Origin of the sequence: Metapseudomonas boanensis (genome assembly GCF_018704125.1) — a bacterium.
GTDB lineage: Bacteria > Pseudomonadota > Gammaproteobacteria > Pseudomonadales > Pseudomonadaceae > Metapseudomonas > Metapseudomonas boanensis.
Window position 1 is genome coordinate 339,328 of record NZ_JAGTIS010000003.1, and the last position, 15,509, is coordinate 354,836.

Consider the following 15,509-nt stretch of genomic DNA (forward strand, 5'->3'; position numbering starts at 1 on the left):
TAAAACTCCTTATTGCTCGAGGGCGGTCCGCAGTCGCCCCCAGTCGAATGCGGGCCCCGGATCGGTCTTGCGACCGGGCGCGATGTCACTGTGGCCACAGATACGCTCCGGGGTAATGGCCGGATAGCCGCGCCGCAGCTGGGCCACCAGGGCAATGAGCGAAGCATACTGGGTCTCTGTGAAAGGGAGTTCGTCCGTCCCTTCAAGTTCGATACCCAGGGAAAAATCGTTGCAGTTCTCGCGGCCGGCAAAACGCGACAGCCCGGCATGCCAGGCCCGATCGTTACAGGACACGAACTGAGTGACCGCGCCATTGCGCTCGATCAGAAAATGTGCGGAAACGGTAAGCCCGCTGATGCCAGCGAAGTACGGATGCTCATTGGCGTCCAGGGCGTTCTGGAAGAACGCCTGGACCTTGCCCGTGCCGAACTGGCCCGGCGGAAGGCTGATGTTGTGAATCACCAGCAAGGAAACCTCACCCAGCGGACGCTGGTTGAAGTTGGGTGAAGGACAGTGACTGATGCCCTGGCACCAGCCGCTTGCGAGATCCAGCTGCATGTTGGCTCCTTGAACTGCCATTCACTTTAGGCGCAGTGGAGCCATTTTAGCGAGGGCTCCGGCCGTAGCGAGCCCGAACTCAGGCCATTATCCAGGAATGAACCAACCTGCAGGCTGCATTCGCATGGGCGCAAATGCCTTCGCCATGCCCATGTAGGAGCCAGCTTGCTGGCGAACGCGGGGGATCTTCGCGAGCAAGCTCGCTCCTACAAGGATTTCCGGCCGCTCGCAACCGCCCCTCAAGCCCCTTTCATGCGCCGCAGGTTGCCAATCACCGACTCCAGCGCACGATCGAACAGCAAGGCATCATCCAGCAGGTGAATCGTCTTGCGGCGGAACTCCACCGCCAGGCTCGTGCGCGTCTTCTCCAGCACCTTCATCCCCGTGCGATTGACGAAGATGAACTTGCCGCTCGGTCGGATGATTGCCGCCAGCTTGCAGCGGAGCTTGTGCTCGTCGTCTTCCTGTAACTCGACCCAGCTGCCGACCCTCAGGTTATCGACGAAGCCCAGAGCCTCGTCGTCGACCACCACCACAGGCTCCGGATCAGGCGCTGGGGCTTCCCTCGGCGCTAGCAGGACAATCTCCTCAACCACGGCGACCATCGGTGCAGCGCTGCCAGGATCGAGCAACGGCCGCACCACCGAATCACCCACCGAAGACACTGGCTCCGAACGCTTGAAGCGCTGGAAGGTCTGGACGTGCAGGGATTCCAGCTGACTGAAAAACTCGCTGGTGGAGAACGGGTCGAAGGCAGCGCTCGCCAGCCCCTCGCGCAGGGACTTCAGCAGACCCGGCACCAAACCCAGCATCCGCGAGCGATCTTCCGGGGCCTCGTGGGGCTCCACGCTCCAGATCAGCTCGTCCATGGTCTGCAGGGCGGCGTGCCACTCATCCGACTCCACGCCGTGCTTCAGGCAGGCGAGCAACATCACTTTGCTCCAGGCCTCGCGCAGCAGGCGTACCACCACCTCCGGCAGCGTACGGCCCAGCAGGCGCTGGTTCAGGGCGCCCTCCACCTGCTTGCGGGCCAGTTCGGCCCTGGCGCGCCCTTCTTCGGCATCGCGGGTGCGTTGCTCCAGCAATTCGCTGCGGCGACGCTCGTCACCGGTATAGGCGATGAACTCGGCCAACAGGTCGGAAAAAATCACCGGATCATCGTCGAAGTCGTTCAGCAAGCGCTGCACGACCTGTTCGATGCGCTGATAGAGACTGTCGCGCTGGGCATCGTCGCGATCCCCGCAGCCAAGCGCAGCAGAGGCGATTTCGTTCAGCAACCGACGCGCCGGATGGCTGCCCCGGCTGAAAAACGTCTTGTCCAGCAGCGCGACCTTTAGCATCGGTATCTGCATGCGGCCGATAAGCGCCTTGAAGGCGTCCGGCAGCGTGCGGTCATCGAGGATGAACTCGAACAGCATGGAAACCACGTTGATGACATCGTCATCCACCTGGCCAATCACCCGCGTCCGCCCGCTCCGGGCAGTGGCACGGGTCAGCACCTGATCGAGGCTGATGCGCAGGTCGGCACTGCCCTCAACCTGCTGAGGCAGGCGCTGCTGCAGATGAGAAAGCAGGCGCAGCAGGTCAGGGTTGCTGATCGGCACCGCATCGGCCGGCAGCTCGCGTCGCGGCAGCGCAGTGCCCCGCGCCTGGGACAAAAGCTCCTGGAGGACACCGAACACCTCCTGGACGCTCCCCTCCACCGAACCGACAGCGCCAACCGGCGGCTCGGCGGGGGCCGCCTGCCGCGTGGGGCTGGCGTGCTCCTGCTGGCGCCGCACCGGCGCGGACTTGAGTTCCGGCAGCACGCCCGCGGCCACCAGTAACTGGTTCGCTTCGGCGTACAACTGCTCCAGCTCGCTGAGCACGTACTTCTCGAACAGCTTGAGGACGATCAGCTTGACCTTGATCTCCACGCCCAGGCTGCGGCAGGCATCGAGAAACGCCTCGCACAGCAGGCGCGGGCCCAGGGGGTTGGTCTTGTCCTCGATCTTCTTGCTGACCAGCACATTAAGGCGGGCGGTCAGATGGCCAATGGCAACCGCATCACGGCTCATCACCCTGGCGACCATGGCATCCTGCGCCACGGCCTCTTCCAGTTCATCGTTCTGCACCAGCGCGAGGCCGTCGAACGACAGCGCATCCAGCTGCGGAGCCCTGCCGATATCGTATTGGCCGAGCACGGAGAAAGACTCGGAAACCTTGTGCAGAAAGGCACGCTCGATGCTCTTGCGCTTCAAGCGCATGTCCCGCATCGCCTCGAAGAACGCGTTCTGCTCAACGTTGCTGGTCGACCGGTCGGCCATCTCGAAGAGGGTATCGTCCGCGTTGTCGAACAGCTCTTGAAGCGCCTGCTTCAAGCGCAGAGCCATTTTGTCGCGCACCTGGATCAAGGCCACGGGCAGCCTGCCTACCGGTGAAATTGGCGATGGCTCGGCGGCATCCTTGGTTAAAGGAACCACCTTCGCGTCGGTGTGCATCACGGGCCTCCCACAGGCCGCCTACCCGCACAGGGCAGACAGGTCCGAACGTCGATCAACGGGGAGTCATCCATAACGTCAAGTGTCTGGCGTCAAAATATGATGGAACTTACTCATTATAGGGACGAAGCCATGACAACCAAGCGACGTTTTCCTTCAGACATGACTCAGGTCACAGATAATAAACCCCACCGCCACCCCAGATACCGCCCCCGCCCCGCCCCGCCCTCCGTAGGAGCGAGCTTGCTCGCGAACATCACCGCACTTTCGCCAGCAAGCTGGCGCCTACGAAAACACCACCCCAGCGCCACGCTGACCGGAAAATCCACGTCGGATGGGCACCCAAGCGAGACATAGCCTTTATAATCGCTGCCAATCTGCCCGCGGAGCCCAACATGCCCAACCTCACCCTCGCCGACCTGACCGCCGAAATCGAGGCCAATGTTCGCTGCGCACTCAGCGAAGACATCGGCAGCGGCGACATCACCGCCCAACTCATCCCCGCCGACCGCCAGGCCCGCGCCACGGTCATCACCCGCGAGGACGCCGTGATCAGCGGCACCGCCTGGGTCAATGAGGTGTTCCGCCAGATCGACCCAAGCGTGACAGTGGAATGGCTGGTCCAGGACGGCCAACACACCCACGCCGACAAGGCGTTGTTCCACCTCCACGGCCCGGCCCGCGCCCTGCTCAGCGGCGAGCGCAGCGCACTGAACTTCCTCCAGTGCCTGTCGGGCGTGGCCACCCGCGTCAGCCAATACGTGGAATTGGTCAAGGGCACCCAGGTGAAACTGCTGGACACCCGCAAGACCCTGCCCGGCCTGCGCCTGGCGCAAAAATATGCCGTCACCTGCGGCGGCGGCCACAACCACCGCATTGGCCTCTACGATGCTTTCCTGATCAAGGAAAACCACATCGCCGCGTGCGGCGGCATCAAGGAAGCCATCGCTGCCGCCCACCGGATCGCCCCCGGCAAGCCGGTGGAAGTGGAAGTGGAAAGCCTCGATGAACTGCAACAGGCCCTGGACGCCAGCGCCGACATCATCATGCTCGACGAGCTCAGCCTCGAAGACATGCGCACCGCCGTGCAGCTCACCAACGGCCGCGCCAAACTCGAAGCCTCCGGCGGCATCAACGAAACCACCCTGCGCACCGTCGCCGAGACCGGCGTCGACTACATCTCCATCGGCACCCTGACCAAAGACGTCAAAGCCATCGACCTGTCGATGCGCCTCAGCCTCTGATCAAATTTCAGACAACAAAAAGCCCCGTACCAGACGGGGCTTTTTGTTGGGATCGTGGTGCCGGTGAAAGGAATCGAACCCTCGACCTTCTCATTACGAATGCGAGGGCGTGTGGATACCTTCTCATTTTTCAACCTTTACTAACCTATACAGAATAGGGCCTTCAGCTTATTGTCGCCTTTACGGGCTATCACCAAAATCGACCAAATTTGATAGCCAGCGCTAGCCCAGTGATAGCCCGGCGCTAGCCCGTCGAGAACCTGAGGCCCGCAAGGTAACTGTATGGCGAAGCTGAAATTCACCAAAACGGCACTGCTGGCGCTAGCCCCACCTGAGGCTGGAAAGCGTCTGGCGGTCTATGACACAGAAATACCGAAGCTGGCGATGCGCATCACCGCAGCCGGCACCCGCACCTTCTATGTGGTCAAGCGTGCCGGCGCATCAATGGCCTGGGTAAAACTCGGCACCCTCCCCGAGATGACCGTCGAGCAGGCCCGCGCCGAGGCGCAGAAGATCCTCGGCGAATTCGCCACCGGGGCCAACCCCGCCGCCGCCCGCCGAGCGATTCGGGGGGAGCCGACCTTTGCCGAGATGCTCAAGCAGTTCCTCGCCGAGAAGAAGAAGCGCGACGGCACCCCGCTGGGCGAAAAGACCAAGCGCGATTACCTCGACCTGCTGCGTCTGTACCTGGAGACGATCAAGTCAAGGAAGCTGTCGCATATCACCAAACAAGACTTGAAGGCCATTCACTCGAAGGCATCGAAGAAAAGCGCCGCACAGGCCGACAAGGCAATGGCCGTCGTCTCCTCGGTTTTTAACTTCGCCGCCGACCTGGAGCTGTTCGAGGGCACCAACCCCGCCAGCCGCATTCAGAAGAACCCGGCGCCGTCGCGCGACCGCTTCGCCCAGTCCGTCGAACTGCCGCACCTGTTCGCTGCCATCGGCGAGTCGAGCCTCGCCGACTTCTTTCTGTTGTCGCTGCTGACTGGTGCGCGTCGCTCCAACGTACAGGCAATGGCCTGGCGCGACCTCGACCTCGATACCCGCATCTGGCGCATCGGCATGACCAAGAATGGCACCCCACAGAATGTCACCTTATCGCCCGAGGCCGCCGCTGCCCTGGTCGCCCGCAAGCGCACGACCGGCGCCTCGCCTTTCGTGTTTCCCGGCGAGGGCAAGACCGGCCATCTGGTCGAGCCGAAGAAGGCGTGGGCCGCCATCCTGCTGCGCGCCAGTCTGCGCCGCCTCCTCGACCACCTGGAAGGACTCGGCAAGCTGACTGCCGAGGAGCGCCAGCTCGCCGACAAGCAGATCACCGAAGCGCCAGCCGCCGCCGAGAAGCGTTATCGAGCCATCGCCGACGCGCTGGAAATCGACCCGGCGCTTTATGACATGACCGACCTACGCATTCATGACCTGCGCCGTACCCTCGGCAGCTGGCAAGCGAAGACCGGTGCATCCATGGCGATCATCGGCAAGAGCCTTAACCACAAGACGCATCAGGCCACGGCGATCTATGCCCGCCTCGACCTTGATCCCGTGCGCCAGTCTGTCGAGACGGCAACGCTGGCCATGCTTGAGGCGGCAGGGATCAAGCAGCCCACCGAAGTGGTGACGTTGCCGGCAAAGCGCAGAGCGAAGAAGAACTAGATCACCGGCTTCACCGAGCATCGGCTGACCTAGGGCCTCCTCCCGAAAAGCGGACTTCCCACCCGCCCGACCAGTCGGTCTATTCCGTAAGTGGGAGTCCTTGTTAAGGCGCCTGAATCGTGAACGACGATAAGAATTACTTAGAAAAAATTGCCGGGCTTGAGGAAGGCGCTAGCAGCGTCATCCAGCTGAGCCAAGAAACGCCCCTGGAACATTTCTTCGACGTTGTCGAGCGGTTGGACACCCGCGTACTCGATAACTCGGGGGTTATTCGGGATGGGCTCTTAGGTCAGCTGGGCTGCATCGACCTGGCGATATACCGGCACCCCGATGTCGCAGACGACTTGAAGTTAGGCTTCAAAATTCTTCTTCTGGCTCTGATTGAGGCTAACGTAATCGCCCTAGGCGAGGACAAGGACGCGCAGGTTAAAAAGGCGGTGCAGGAGCAAACGTCAGCCTCAGCGCGCAAGGCCGCCCATGCACGCCACCACCACACCAACCAGCAGAAAGCCGCCGCCTTGGCAGCATGGGACGCATACGGAGAAAACGTCAGCAGCGTAGCCGCCTTCGCCCGAAGTCGGCACAAGGACTATGGCGTTACTCAGCGCACCTTGTGCAGTTGGATTAGCGATCATTGCAAAGCCACGGAGAAAACCACGGACTAACCCCTACAGTTTGCGCGCACGCTGTACAGTCTGCGCGCAGACCGGACTGCCGCTACCGCCAACCGCTCCGGATCATCGCCCCGTTAAATCAACCTAGACGGGGTTATTCACATGAACACCACTCATTCCGCAAACATTGCCGCGATCAAATCTGAGATCGCCGCTCAGCTCGGCTACGACCCGAAAAACCCGCCTGTCAACGTAGACGATAAGCAGGCTGCCACCGCTCTTGGCTTGCAGCCGACCACTCTTGCGGTCTGGCGCTCGACCGGCCGCTACAACCTGCCGTTCCTCAAGGTCGGCCGCTTGGTGAAGTACCGCCTGAGCGACCTTGCCGAGTTCCTGGCACGCCGCACCGCCACTCACACCGGCGTGGTGCACTCGGAATGATGCCCGCCGACAAACTGCTGCCGCAGCTAAGCCGAGTGCAACAGGTGAAGCCGAAGCAGTGGACAGCACTTTGCCCGGCGCATGATGACCAGACCCCCAGCCTGCGAATTGTGGAAACCGCGGACGGGACGCTGCTGCTGAAGTGCTGGGCCGGCTGTACTGCTGCTGAGATCGTCGAAGCGGTCGAGCTGACGCTGCGCGATCTGTTCCCCGAGGATCACCAGCGTCCGGCGCGACGTGGCCCGCATCGTGCCGCCATCGACCATGAACGCCGCATCGTGGTCTTTGGCCTGTTGCTGCTGGCGCAGGGGGCGAAGCTGCCGCTCTCCGATCTGGAGCGTCTGGAAACTGCCCGCCGTCGCCTGGCTCGACTGGAGGGCCGCAAATGACCTCAGTTCAAGACCTTTCTGCCAGTCAGTGGGAAAGCTTGGTGGACAACCTGCCGGCCTTCGCTGAGGAGATGCCGGACCAAGCCTTGGCGGATTACCTCAATCCGGCGATCAAACCACAACCGCTGCCGAATGGCCTGCCCCCGGCGATGGCTTGGAAAGATGCTCTGTTGCCCGAGGCGCTTCGCGGCTTTGTCCGCGACACTGCCGATCGTACCCAGTGCCCGCCCGATTTCATGGCAGTCGCCCTGGTGGTTGGTATCAGCGCCGTGGTTGGCCGCAAGTTCACCATCCACCCGAAGCAGCGCGACGATTGGGAAGTCGTGCCGAATCAGTGGGGCTGCATCATCGGCAGGCCGTCCGCCATGAAGTCACCGGCACTCAAGCAGGCCCTGCGCCCGCTGGTCGCCCTGGAAGCCAAGGAACGGGAGAAACACGGCCAGGCCTTGATCAAGTACAAGGCTGCCAGTGAGGTGCTGGAGCTGGAGCGCAAGGCGGCCAAGGACAAGGCTAAGAAGCTGATGACGGAGGACAAAAGGGACGCGGCACTAACAGCACTGACAGAGTTCGCCAACGATCTGCCGACACCGATTCCGCGTCGCTACATCGTCAACGATGCCAGCGTCGAGAAGCTGGGGGAGTTGCTGAACGAAAACCCCAACGGCCTGTTGCTGGCCCGCGACGAACTGGGCGGCTGGCTGGCCCTGATGCAGACCGAGGATGGCGCTGTTGCGCGCGCCTTCTACCTCGAATGCTTCGACGGCAACGGCACGTTTACCTATGACCGCATTGGCCGGGGCACCGTACATATCGAATCCTGCTGTATTTCCCTGGTCGGTGGCATTCAACCCTCTCGTATCGCTCCCCTGGTGCGTGGTGCGGTGACCGGAGAACTGGATGATGGCCTTGTACAGCGGCTGCAACTGGCCGTCTGGCCCGACGATGATCGGGCTTGGCAGCTTGTTGACCGCAGGCCGAACAAAGCGGCCCAAGAACGTGTCGGGGCCGTCATTCACGACCTTGACCAGGTGCCGGATGAACCACGGCAGGCGCTGCGCTTCGACCTGGCGGCACAGGACCTGTTCAACGCCTGGTACACCGCACACATGCAGGAAATCCGGCACGGCGAGATGCATCCGGCCTTGCAGTCGCACTTGATGAAGATGCCGCAGACCATTGCCGGCCTGGCGTTGCTGTTTGAGCTGATTGGTGGTGGACGGGATGCCGTAGGCGTCAAGGCAACAGCCCGCGCCCTGGCCTGGGCCGACTACCTCAAGTCGCACGCTGGCCGCCTGTATGGCGCGGCAATCAATGCTCCGCTGATGGGCGCCCGCCTGATCTTGGCGCGTAAGGACAAGCTGCCCGAGCCGTTCACACCACGGGAAGTCCGCCTCAAAGGGTGGGCTGGCCTCGATTCTCTGGAGGTCGTGAATGAGGCGCTCGCCACCTTGAGCGAGCACCGTTTCGTTATCGGCTACGAAGTGGCCGGCGACAAGGGCGGCCGCCCTTCGAAACGATACGTCTGGCGCAGGGACGCGTAATGGGTCGGTGGATGCAGAAAATCGCCAAAAGGGTCGAGGCCGAACCTACAAAACCAACAGAACCTAGTTTTGTAGGTTTTGAAGGCATCCCCTCCCCCGTTTTCGGGGAAAAACGTCGATTGGCCTGGCCGCTGCGGAACGAGGTCACCGCCAATTTGCCCTGGTTTCCTACATCACCAGAATCGACACAAGGCCGTAAGGGGGGACCTGGCTCGCATGTCCCTTCTGACGGAAACCTCTCTTCAAATTGCCAAATGATTTCGACAAATCCTTGGGAGCAAAAATGGGCGGATGGGGTAGTGGGCGCGGACGGGTTGGCAAGGTCACCACAGTCGACATGCTGGCGCTGGATGTTCGTCTCCTGCAGCGAGATGGCCTGCTTGCACCAGGCAAGACCGCCTCGTGGTGCTGGTCGCTCAATGGCGAAAATCTCGGGTCCATCCAGATTCGGGCAAAGACTGGCCGTGTCACTCTCCACTACCGAACCCGCATCAGCGGCAATGAATTGCAGACGAGGGAGTACCCCGTCTTTCTGGAATGGACAGGCTGCACCTATGGCGGACAACGGCCATGGTTCCTGTGCCCTGGGCGAGATTGCGGGCGGCGCGTGGCGATACTGTTCGGCGGGTCAGTCTTTGCCTGTCGGCACTGCCACCAGTTGGCATATCCCAGCCAGCGTACGCGCTTCCGTGATCCGGCGATGCTGCGTGCCGACAGAATCCGGAAGAAGCTGAACTGGACGCCGGGCATCTTCAATGGTGACGGAGTCAAACCCAAGGGGATGCACTGGAAAACCTTTAATCGCCTGAAGGCCGAACATACTGGGTATGTGCTGGAATCGATGATGGCGATGGAAGACTGCTATGAGAGGTACGAGCGCGAACTGGCCAGGATTGAAGGCCGCTGAACCTGGCCCCTCTGCGCCACCAGAGCATGAGTGTCAGGTTGACGAAGTTTGTCCGCCTGGCCAGAGCCCTCCATCATCAGAGCAGCTTTGACCTGTTTAGGAATCGAATGGCCGGCACTGCCTGAGGACCTGTGAACCCGCGCGGGAAGCGCCCTCCAAGAAGGTCGGGAAGTGCGGGGTGTACTCACTTTGTGTACCCATGGCCAGGCTCTGTAAGCCAGCTTTCGAGATAGCACAGTGCCGCCATGCATGCATAATACCGGCGTGATGATGGATCAATACCTAAAGGAGTTTGTCATGACGAAACAGGGATGCCCGCTGGCGAAAGGTGACCGTGTAGACCATAAGATTTTTGGTCTTGGCACGGTGATAAGTGCTCCCGTAGGCATGGTTACCGGCATCATTTCCCACCCTCAGTGCCATGCTGAGCACCTGTACCTCAAGGGCCTCCGGGCCTAGCCTGAGCCGCCCCTGACAAGGTATTGCATTCAGGGCCGCCCCGCCGCGGCAACTCCGAAGATCGAACGAGGAAACGACAGTGACCCTGCAGTCCCCCGAAGTCCTGCTTGAAAGCCTGAACAATGCACTGCGCCACCTGCGCGGCGCCTGTACTGACCTGGGCAATGAAGAAATCGACGATAAGCTGCTGGAGGTCATGCGCCGGCTGTTGCTTGCCCAAGTGCTGGGCGACACCTGGGTCGTTGCGATCGGCGGCTCCCAAGGCGCGGGCAAGACCACCTTGATGGCATGCCTCTATGGCTTGCTTGACGCGGAAGACAAGTGGCTTGAAGGCAACGAAGGGCGGGGCGAGAAAATGCCTGTGCTGGTGCTGGAGCAGGGCGGCCTGCAGCAGGTGCAGGGCTTTGTGCGCCGGTTGGTGAAAGACGACGGGGCCAGCAGCTTCACCCTTCGGGACGTTCCGGTCGAGGTCGCCGAGTTTCAACGGGTGATCAGCGACCCCGCCACCGGTGACCTGCTGCCCGTGCTACGGGTACCACGTCGCTATTTCAAGCGTGACAACCAGGCCTGGTTGCTGTTGCCGGGGTATGAAAAACAAGACCGCGACAACCGCGCCTGGCAAGAGCTGATGCGCCAGGCCATGGTGGCCGCCGGTGGTTGCATCGTAGTCACCGACAAAACCCGCATGGCGAACCAGCAGCAGGTCGAGATCGTCAAGGACATGCTCGAAGGCGAGCTGGCGGGCGTGCGACCCTTTGTGGTGGTCACCAAGACCGAAGACAGCCGCGAAGACCCGGCCGAGCGCCAGCAACTGCGCAACAGCGCGCAAGCGACGTTCCAGGTTCCGGCCGAGGCCGCCGAGCACCACATCATCCTGACCGGCACGGACGACCCCGACTATGTCGAGCACTGGATGCCGCACCTGGAGCGCGCGATCCACGACCTCAACTTCACCGGGCAGGCCAACCGCCACCTACAGATGAGTGACCTCTCTGACCTGGTCGGCAAGGACCTGACGCGGGTGCTGAATCTGATCCGCAGCAAGTCCCGGTTGTACTTCAGCAGCGAAACGGAAACCGAAGGCGCTCAAGTACTGCAAGCGGTACTCGAGAAATTCGATGATGCCGCCGAGGCCCTGCGCGCCGAGCACCTGGAGGTGGTAGGCAAACTAGCAAGCAAGGCGCTCGACGAGGCGAGTCGTACGCTGGACAAGGCGCTGAAGGATCACCACGAAGGTTTCGTGAACTGGGTCTCGAACGCGTTCGACACTACCAGTGAAACCAAGATGAAACTGCAGCAGGTCGTGCTGGGCGCATGGCGCAGCGGCGCCTCCGAGCTCTTCACGCAGTACTCGGGCGAGCTGACTCAGCTCACTGCCCGCAAGCTGGGCCGTACGAACGCGGCGCCCATTGCCGGCAGCCCCAAGCCGCTGTTGGCGCCCGAGCAATCACGCTCGCTGATCCAGGTGGGCTACATGCATCCGTCGGGGCAGATGGCGACCTTCAAAAAGCTGACCCCCGAGATTGTCAGCGATGTACAGCTGTTGCTTGGCCACCACTCGCAAGAGGACGCCCAGGCGCACGCGGCGGCCAGCAAGGCACTGGGTGAAAGCGTTGAGCTGGTACCTGCGATTTCGCTGGAGTACACCCGCTTGCTCTACGCCATGCCAGAGGTGGTCGGGCTCAAGGAGGGCGTGCAGCCAGGGGCCGGTGCGCCAGCGAAGAACCTGGTGGAAGATGGCGTGGATAGCCTCAAGGCCAGCGTTGACGTGGGGAAAACCGCGATCCGCTCGCTCGCGACCGTGATGGCGGTGGATGTCGTCAGCGACGGCAAGGCCGATATCCTGGCTGCGATCTTCGGCAAGCCGGAGCCGTCAGGTGATGCCTCCGCGCCCGTAGTGCCGACCACCCTTCACCCGGCCGCAGTCGCAGTCACCGCCGTGGTGGCCGCAGCCTACCTGACCACGGCTGCCGTGTCGCGGCTGCGCACCTTCGAAAAAGCCGCCAGTGCGCAAGCGCACGCCATGCTGCATAGCGTGCATGATGCCCACGTCGGGCACATGCGCAAACAGTTCGATAGCACCATGGCCGCGGCACGCGCCCGGATCCGTGAGGCCATACGGGCACGCTACAAAATGGACGAAACCCTGATGCGCAAGGATCGCTTGGCCCGGACGATCGCCGATGTGGCCTCGTTGACCAGCGACCTTCGCCATGACCTGGACGCCTCGGCGGCGGGCCTGCACGTCTTCGCCACCGGGCGCGGGGCCTGAGATGCCGTCGAGCTCGGCAGTGGAGTACTGGCACGCCCTCCAGGTGCGCCAGCCCGAGTGGGCGCTGCGCGCCTACGCCCGGCTGGTTCAGACGCTGAGCCAGGACGTTCAGCAGCGTTTGCAGCTCAAAGACGCGGTGGCCGAGCCGTACGTGGTGGTGTTCGGTAAAACCCAGGTTGGCAAAACCACGCTGCTGCTCGACCTCATGGGCGTTGCACCTACCCACATGGCCAGGATTTCGAAGGTACTGCGCGGCGGGCGCGACGCGGGCCAGTCGGCCACCGCCACGACCATGGAATACTGCCGCTCGGCCAGCGAACGCTGGGGTTTGTCCCGCAAGGGCGAAACCCTCTGGTTGGAGCGCGACGCGGACATGACCCAGGCACTGGGCGCCTTGCGTGCGCAGATGGAGCGCGGCCAACTGAAGACCGAGGCGGCGCCCTGTGTCGTGCACATACCCAAAAGCTGCTTCCTGGGCGGTGCCCAGGGGCCCGGCGTGCGGATGCTCGACCTGCCTGGTGACAACCCCGCCAACGAGGAAGAACAGCGCCACGTACACCTGATGGCCAAAACCTACCTGCCCTTCGCGGACCTGATCCTGCTGGTGGGCAAAGGCGATGACCTCGGCTTCCTGCGCCCCGGCGCCATCACGCTGCCGGGCATCGAAGACTGGCAATCCATGCCCTACCGCTTTCGGATCGTCACGACCTACTCGTACTTCCCCAAATCAGTGAAGGACATCCTGCGCAAAGAGCCTGACGTCGATGCCGCGCAGGTACGCCAGCGGTTGATCGAACAGGTCGAGCGCTTTGGTAAACTCAGCGAGCCCGCCCGCGAAGCTCGGTTGTATTTCCCGCTCGAGTTCGGCAACAGCTGGCAGCAAACGCAACGAGATGACCCGCTGCTGCATTCGCGGATGGCACCCATCATCACCGCCTTGCGCAACGAGCTGCTCGAGCAGATCACCGGCAGCACCACGCCCATGGGGCGCCTGCGCAGCACACTCGATACCCATATCAGCGTGCGCTACATCCAGCAGAAGAAGACCCGCGCTATCGAAGAGGCCCTTCGGGCGCTTGAGGAGCGCAAGGCTGCCTCGGCAGCAGATGTACAGAACTGGGCGAAGTTGGTGGAGAGTTCGCAGCAGAGGGTCAGAAAGCTCTCCGAGCTGTTGGCTGAGAAACCGGTCGAACGGGGCACGGCGGCGATCACCCAGGCGGCCGAGGCCTTGCTGGCCAGTTCTGGCGCGCGTTACAGGCTCAAGGAAGGCAGCGTAAAGGACGACCGTGAAACCCTTTATGCGTTGATCAGAAACTATCGCCGTGCGCTGGGCGGGGTGCGCCTGGAAGTGCAGCAGGGCAACTGCCCGCTCCCGTACTGGCGGCAGGTGCGCACGAGCTTCGAGGCGCCCGAGCAGCACTTGATAGACGGCACCCTGGACAGAGAGTTCGGGCCAGTACAGCGCATACTCAACGACTATTGGTTCGACACCTATTTGTCGTCCAGCAACTACCAGGAAGACTGCGCCCGCGTGCATAGGGCCAGCGTTGCGGCACTGGCCCGCCTGGCCGCACTCTGGCAGCAGCAATGGTTGGCGGCCCTTGCGGGTACCGAGCGCGCGTTTCGCCAGGCGCTTCAGCAGGCCCAAGCCCAGGCGGCCATGCATGAGGAAGAGACCAGGCAGGCCCGGGCACGACATAGCGTGATCGAGCAGGCCATCCTCGAGCAGAACGCCGAGCGCAGGCGTATCGCCCAGAACTCGAAAGAGGACCTCGAGCGTTGCGAGCGCTTCATCGGCCTGCTCGAACAAGAGTACAGCGTCGCGCTGGATGAACAGTATGCCGCCGCGATGGCCGAGCATGACGCCAGTGACGCCTTGCTTCGGCTGTTCTCCTGCGCGGCGCTGAGCCAGCAGTACTACGAATTCTTGGCGTTCAACCAGCGGGCGGTCGGCTGATTGCACCCCGCGTGGTTAACGCGCTTCATTCAATGCTTTAGAGAACGCATCGTGAGTGATCAAACCCGGGAAAAAGAAAAAAGCCTCGCCGAATTGATGGTGAGGATTCTCAAGGAGCCGCTCAAGCCGCTGGGTGAGTCGGTGCAAGGCTTGGAGGGTGAGCTATCCGATATCAAGGCGGAGCTTGAACTGTTCAGTGGTACCGTTGCTGACGGGCTGAAAAAAAGCGATGACGCAGCCAAACGAAGAAACAACGAAGCCCTGGAGGCGCTGCACACGTTACGCGATGAGCAGGCCGAATGGGTGCCCACCCTTCGGGCCAGCCTTGCCGAGCACGCCCAGGCCGGGGCTCAGGCCCTGGACGCACGCCTGAGTGAAAGCCTCACGGCGCTGGCGCAAAGCGAGCGCCGTGTGCTCGATGCCCTAGCCAGTGTGGGCGAGGCGCAACGCAGCGCCGCGCACGTCCTTGCGGCGCTGTCCGCGCAGTTCAGTGACAACCGGGCAGCGCTGGATAACGCCCTCGTACACTGGGAGACCGAGGTGGTCACGGCCAACGCCGCTGTGGCGTCCGGGTTGAAAGCGGCCGTGGCCGAGATCGGCCAACGCCTGGAGCACCAGCACAAGGCCGCTCAGGCGGTACACCAAGCCCTGCTCAACGGCATGAAAGGCGCTGCGGAACACACGCAAGCGGTGATGGCCGAGAACCTGCAAGCCGGGCACGCGCTGCGTGACTCACTCGTCAGTGGCCAAGCCGGGATCATCAGCGCGCTGAACCAGCATGCCGAAGCGCTGAACGCCCGGCTTGATCAGAGCCAGGCCAAGCTACGGCGGCTGACGATCACCACGGGCGTGTTTTTCGTCTCGATGCTGACCTACGTGGGGTATGAGTTGCTGAGCCGGTTTACCTGACGCCACAGGGCCGCTGCACGTGGTCAGGAATTCGTCGCAAACATTACGAATCGTGCCGATGCGCTCGCGTGGCTTGATCAGCTCTTTG

Annotated in this window: 12 protein-coding genes; 10 read left to right on the forward strand and 2 right to left on the reverse strand. The window is 62.3% G+C overall.

The window, feature by feature from the left end:
- Window positions 1–9: 9 nt before the first annotated feature.
- Entirely contained in the window at window positions 10–558 is a 549-nt protein-coding gene (gene ampD, locus J7302_RS09115) for a 1,6-anhydro-N-acetylmuramyl-L-alanine amidase AmpD (protein ID WP_215372933.1), read from the reverse strand.
- Window positions 559–797: 239 nt separating this feature from the next.
- Complete coding sequence (locus tag J7302_RS09120; protein WP_215372934.1) at window positions 798–3,038, reverse strand: DUF1631 domain-containing protein; 2,241 nt, start codon at window positions 3,036–3,038, stop codon at window positions 798–800.
- Window positions 3,039–3,433: 395 nt separating this feature from the next.
- On the opposite strand from J7302_RS09120, the gene nadC reads away from it, so the two are divergent.
- From nadC to J7302_RS09170, 10 genes are all read left to right on the forward strand, one after another.
- Entirely contained in the window at window positions 3,434–4,282 is an 849-nt protein-coding gene (gene nadC / locus J7302_RS09125; RefSeq protein ID WP_215372935.1) for a carboxylating nicotinate-nucleotide diphosphorylase, read from the forward strand.
- Between the two features lie 282 nt (window positions 4,283–4,564).
- Window positions 4,565–5,932, forward strand: coding sequence for a tyrosine-type recombinase/integrase (locus J7302_RS09130; RefSeq protein WP_215372936.1), 1,368 nt, complete (start codon window positions 4,565–4,567; stop codon window positions 5,930–5,932).
- A gap of 119 nt (window positions 5,933–6,051) precedes the next feature.
- On the forward strand, window positions 6,052–6,597 hold the full coding sequence (locus J7302_RS09135) for a hypothetical protein (protein ID WP_215372937.1): 546 nt from the start codon (window positions 6,052–6,054) through the stop codon (window positions 6,595–6,597).
- Window positions 6,598–6,708: 111 nt separating this feature from the next.
- On the forward strand, window positions 6,709–6,987 hold the full coding sequence (locus tag J7302_RS09140; protein ID WP_215372938.1) for a helix-turn-helix domain-containing protein: 279 nt from the start codon (window positions 6,709–6,711) through the stop codon (window positions 6,985–6,987).
- Window positions 6,984–7,376: a virulence-associated protein E gene (locus tag J7302_RS09145; protein ID WP_215372939.1), complete on the forward strand. Its 393-nt coding sequence runs from the start codon at window positions 6,984–6,986 to the stop codon at window positions 7,374–7,376. Before J7302_RS09140 ends, J7302_RS09145 begins: the two co-directional genes overlap by 4 nt.
- Window positions 7,373–8,917: a YfjI family protein gene (locus J7302_RS09150; protein ID WP_215372940.1), complete on the forward strand. Its 1,545-nt coding sequence runs from the start codon at window positions 7,373–7,375 to the stop codon at window positions 8,915–8,917. The genes J7302_RS09145 and J7302_RS09150 overlap by 4 nt, the downstream gene beginning before the upstream one ends.
- A gap of 337 nt (window positions 8,918–9,254) precedes the next feature.
- Window positions 9,255–9,824, forward strand: coding sequence for a hypothetical protein (locus J7302_RS09155; protein WP_215372941.1), 570 nt, complete (start codon window positions 9,255–9,257; stop codon window positions 9,822–9,824).
- Window positions 9,825–10,362: 538 nt separating this feature from the next.
- On the forward strand, window positions 10,363–12,555 hold the full coding sequence (locus J7302_RS09160; RefSeq protein ID WP_215372942.1) for a sugar kinase: 2,193 nt from the start codon (window positions 10,363–10,365) through the stop codon (window positions 12,553–12,555).
- A 1-nt stretch (window position 12,556) separates the two neighbouring features.
- On the forward strand, window positions 12,557–14,512 hold the full coding sequence (locus tag J7302_RS09165) for an SMC family protein (protein ID WP_215372943.1): 1,956 nt from the start codon (window positions 12,557–12,559) through the stop codon (window positions 14,510–14,512).
- Between the two features lie 51 nt (window positions 14,513–14,563).
- Entirely contained in the window at window positions 14,564–15,421 is an 858-nt protein-coding gene (locus J7302_RS09170) for a hypothetical protein (RefSeq protein WP_215372944.1), read from the forward strand.
- The last annotated feature ends 88 nt before the right edge of the window (window positions 15,422–15,509 follow it).